The organism is Actinomycetota bacterium, assembly GCA_036280995.1.
Taxonomy (GTDB): domain Bacteria; phylum Actinomycetota; class CALGFH01; order CALGFH01; family CALGFH01; genus CALGFH01.
This window is the reverse complement of the sequence record DASUPQ010000210.1, coordinates 1-4083: the sequence shown is the minus strand read 5'-3', so window position 1 is coordinate 4083 and position 4083 is coordinate 1. Positions and strand designations below refer to the sequence as shown.

Here is a 4083-nt window from a genome sequence, read left to right as displayed (position 1 = left end):
CGACCGCTGGCGAATGGGCAGGGGTTCAGTGCCGCGGCGGGATCGGCGGGCTTGCCGACCAGGTGGCAGAACTCCTGCCGTTGCCCGGCCCACGCGGTCGGGGTGAGCAGGTGTGCGGCCGGATCGGCGCACCGGCGGGAGCCTGGCACGAACGTCGGCGCCCGGGTGTTGAGCGTCGCTGTTCTTGACGGTGACGGCGTCATTGCTGTTGACGTTGATCTGGGTGTTGGAAGGCCCCGCCCGGTGGTGTCGGGCGGGGCCTTGGTGGTCATGTTGACGGGGTGGTCGTCGGGTTGACGGTTAGTCGCCGCCGGTTTCGGCGATGGCGGCGCGGGCGGATTTCTCGTCGACGATGGCCTGGTTGCGGGTGAACGCCGCGGTCAGGGCGTTGATGGCGAGGTTGTTCACGGCGCGGGGGTAGCCGCGGGCGGCGTTGTGGATCAGGGTGACGGCGTCACCGGTGAACAGGGTGTCGGTTCGGCCGGCGAGTTTGAGGTGGTGGGTCAGGTAGTCGGCGGTGTCCTGGTCGGTCATCCCGGTCAGGGTGCAGCGCACGGAGATCCGCTGGTCCAGGGCGGCCAGCACGCCCAGGCGCAGGCGGTGCCGCAGGGTGGGTTGCCCGACCAGGAGGGCGGCGAACGGGCTGCCGGAGTCCATGTCGTGGTTGGTGAGCATGCGGATCGCCTCGAGTTGCTGGGTGTCCAGCAGGTGGGCTTCGTCGATCACGACCACGGGGGTGCGGCCGCGTTCGGCGTGTTCGGCGGCTAACGCGTCGGCGGCCTGCGGGGCCAGCGTCGCGGTGTAGAAGGAGGGGGTCCGGCCGAGCGCGGAGACGATGTGGTGGAGCATGCCGCGGACCCCGACGGAGGGGTTGGGTAGGTAGATGACCACGTGCCGGCTGGTGTCCAGGGCGGCGGTGGCGGCGCGGACGGCGACGGTCTTGCCGGCGCCGACCTCGCCGGTGATCACGCCGAGGGCGTGTTGGTCCACGCACCAGCTGATCCGGGCGACGGCCTCGCCCAGGCCGCGGTGGCGGTGCAGCATGCCCGTGGCCAGGTTCCGGCCGAAGGGCATCCGGGTGAAGCCGTAGTGGGCCTGCACGCGTTGCACGCTCACCCGGCCACCTCCGGCCGGTCGTCGCCCTGGGCCTGGCCGTTGATGTCGCGCAGGGCGTCGTCGATGCTGAGCTGCCCGGGCAGTTCACCGGGGTAGAGAGCGGAGAAGTTGATCTTCTGGTCGGCGGCGAGGTGCTGCTGGTGCTCGTCGGCGACCAGGGCCAGGTAGTCGATCCCGGTCCGTGGGGGTGGTGCGCCCTCGGTCGTCTCGGGCCGGGCCTTGGGATGGGTGTGCCGGGTGATGCGGTGCGGCACCGCGGGTCCGTGGTCACGGTCCTGGTAGCGGACCTGAAGGTGTTCCAGGTCGAACGGGGAGAACAGCAGCTCGACCTTGCGGCCGGCCAGGGCCTGGTCGACCTGGTAGGTGTTGCCGTGCAGGGACACGGTCGCGGTCTTGGTCACCACGCGTTGCGCGGACCACAGGAACGCCTCGGTCAGGTCCTGCGGGGTGGGCATGGCCGGTGCCCGCCCGGCCCGGTCCCATCCCTGGGTCCACCGCTGCAGCGGTGTCTGCCCGGTCTCGGAGTGGACGTCGTGGTGGTAGCGGGCCTCCACCCAGGCGGTGAACAACCCGTTCAGTTCCAGCAGCGCCGCCGCCGGGGTCAGCCCGGCGTCGCGGACATCGTCGGCGGTGCTGTCGGGCACCTCGACCAGGAACTGATCGTTCACCCGGCGGAACCAGCGTTCGATTTTCCCGCGTCCTTGGGGTTTACCCGGCCGGCTGTGCACCAGCCGGATCCCGAGCACGGCGCAGGCCCGCAACAGCCAGGAATCCACGAACGCGGATCCGTTATCGACATAGACGGTTTCGGGGACGCCGCGGCTGGCCAGCGCGGGTTGCAGGGCGGCGGCCAACCGGACCGTGTCCTCGGCGAACCCGAACCGGTAACCCACGGCGAGACGCGAATGGTCGTCCAGGAAGGCGAACAGGTACGTTTTCCGGCCGGCCACCTTCGGCCCGTGCAGGGCGTCACCGACCCACCGTTCGTTGCAGTCGGCGGCCTCGAACCGGCCGAACACCGCCGGCCCGGCGCCGCCGGGGACCATCAGGTCCAGCCGGTGGAAGTGCCGCAGCAGCGTCGATTCCGACGGTGCCCAGCCGGTCGAGACCCGCAGGATCCGGGCGACCTGGGCGACGGTGCGGTCCGGGTTCTCCCGCTTGAGCGCTTCGGCCAGCTCAAACACCTGGGCGTCGATCCGGGTGCCCGGCTGCCGGGTCGACGGGGACAGGGCCTCGAACCCGCCGGCCCAGTACCGGCGCAGCCATCGGTCCAGGGACTCCCGCGAGTACCGCACCCGGCCGCCGAACGGGCCGTCGTGGGTGCGGCCGGCGATCTCCCGGACCACCTTCCCGCGTTGCTTGGTCGACAAGCCCGCCTCCAGCGCCGGGCAGATCAACTGGTACCTGAACAGCGCGACCTGCTGCGCCCGTTCCCGCCGTTTGAACGCGTCCATCTCGCCGCTCACCAAACCCCTTGTCGTCGCTTCGGTTACCCGACAGGGTTTGTCGGGCAATTGACCTCGGCGAGGATCCCGGACCCGGCCGGGTCTGCGTCAGGGGCAACTCGTGTTGATCAACAAGGACCGGTCGACGCCGGCCAGCCCGGGGCAAGGAGCCGACCACCCGACGACGCGGCAGCGACCTGCCCGACCGTCACCGCGCCGACCAACCCACCCGGCCCGAACCGGGCCGTGACCGCCACCCAGGCCGCGCCGACCGCGGCCACCACGTCCCTCCAGGCGCTGCCCGTGCCGGTCGGAGCGCTCTGGTCGACGCCGGCCCGGCGGGCGACCACCGTGAAATGCACCCGCACCGACGCCAACCGGGTGCGCATCCGGCGCAGCCACCCCCGCACCGTGGACGCCGGCACCCCCAGCAGGAAGGCGATCGTGCGGTGCCCCCGCCCGGCCGCCCGCGCCACCAGAGCGGCCCAGATCACCGCGGCCGCGTCGGCCCGCCGCAGCAGCACCGTGACCGGCAGCAACACGTGCGTGATCAGGCACGACGAACAGCGGGCCCGCCGGGGCCGCAGCTCACCGACGCCACGAACCCCACGCGGCCGGGCCCACCCCCACGGCGCGAGCACGCCCCGGCATGTCGGGCAGGACACCCCACCTGCCGCCAACCGGGACTCGACCAGAACCTGATCCACCTCTACCGTGATCAACGGGTGCCTCCGTGCATCCGAGCACGGCCCTCCCGCATCGGTCTTCCTGGACACTCGGCGGGAGGGCCGTTGTCCATTTCCGATGCTCGTCACACTGACGATGCCCACCACGAAGATCAAACCCGCAACCGTCGCCCCATCGTCATCGGCAACCCCGATGACGATGCCCACCCCGGTCGTCGTCATCCCGAGCGACGGTCAACACCTGCAGGCGATCCTGGCCGTGCTGATCGACGACTTGACCGGCGCGGTCCCCTCGTTCCTCGGTCTGACCGTCACCGTGCGGCTGGCCGGGGAACCGATCACCCTGACCACCATCGAGCCCCGCGCCATGCGGGCGGTCCGCTCGTCGCTGCAGGTGCGGTTGCCCCCGTCGGCCGGTGCCGGTGCCGGGGCGGGCAGCATGATGGTGTTCTACGCCCGGAAGGTTCACGCGTTCGCCGAGTTGGCCGCGGACGCCCGGCGACTGTTCGGGTTGGCCGATGAGGTGCTGGTGGACCGGCATCTGCTGGGCGGTGACGTCACCCCGGGACCGTCCGCGGCGACCGACCCGGCGCAGGCCGCCGCCGTCCACCGGGCCGTCGGGTGGTTGATCGACCACGGTCTGCCACCGGACGCCGCGGCTCAGGAACTGCGGCGGCGGGCCGCGGCCACCGGCCGTTCCCTGGCCGCCGCGGCGCAGGCCCTCATGAAAGACAGCAAGGCCGGCGACCACCCGGACAACCCCGCGCCGTGAAAGAGCGACTGTTGCGTCGAGATCTTGAACGCGAATCTGACGGGCGACCTGAACCTCGTCATGC

The 4083-nt window shown here is 71.4% G+C and carries 5 protein-coding genes; 1 reads left to right on the top strand and 4 read right to left on the bottom strand.

The genetic code is table 11. The features are described 5' to 3' along the window. The 4 genes from VF468_06605 to VF468_06590 all read right to left on the bottom strand — a co-directional run. Positions 1 to 272, bottom strand: a 272-nt coding sequence (locus VF468_06605; GenBank protein HEX5877976.1) for a hypothetical protein, incomplete at its 3' end; no start/stop codon positions are given. A 28-nt stretch (positions 273 to 300) separates the two neighbouring features. Then, the gene (locus tag VF468_06600) at positions 301 to 1116 is read right to left on the bottom strand and encodes an AAA family ATPase (GenBank protein HEX5877975.1); all 816 of its coding nucleotides are present in this window, start codon (positions 1114 to 1116) and stop codon (positions 301 to 303) included. Further along, complete coding sequence (locus tag VF468_06595) at positions 1113 to 2570, bottom strand: DDE-type integrase/transposase/recombinase (protein HEX5877974.1); 1458 nt, start codon at positions 2568 to 2570, stop codon at positions 1113 to 1115. The genes VF468_06600 and VF468_06595 overlap by 4 nt, the downstream gene beginning before the upstream one ends. Before the next feature lie 119 nt (positions 2571 to 2689). Next, positions 2690 to 3283, bottom strand: a complete 594-nt coding sequence (locus VF468_06590; protein ID HEX5877973.1) for a helix-turn-helix domain-containing protein — start codon at positions 3281 to 3283, stop codon at positions 2690 to 2692. Here VF468_06590 and VF468_06585 point away from each other — a divergent pair. Beyond that, entirely contained in the window at positions 3276 to 4019 is a 744-nt protein-coding gene (locus VF468_06585) for an ANTAR domain-containing protein (protein HEX5877972.1), read from the top strand. The genes VF468_06590 and VF468_06585 overlap by 8 nt on opposite strands. The last annotated feature ends 64 nt before the right edge of the window (positions 4020 to 4083 follow it).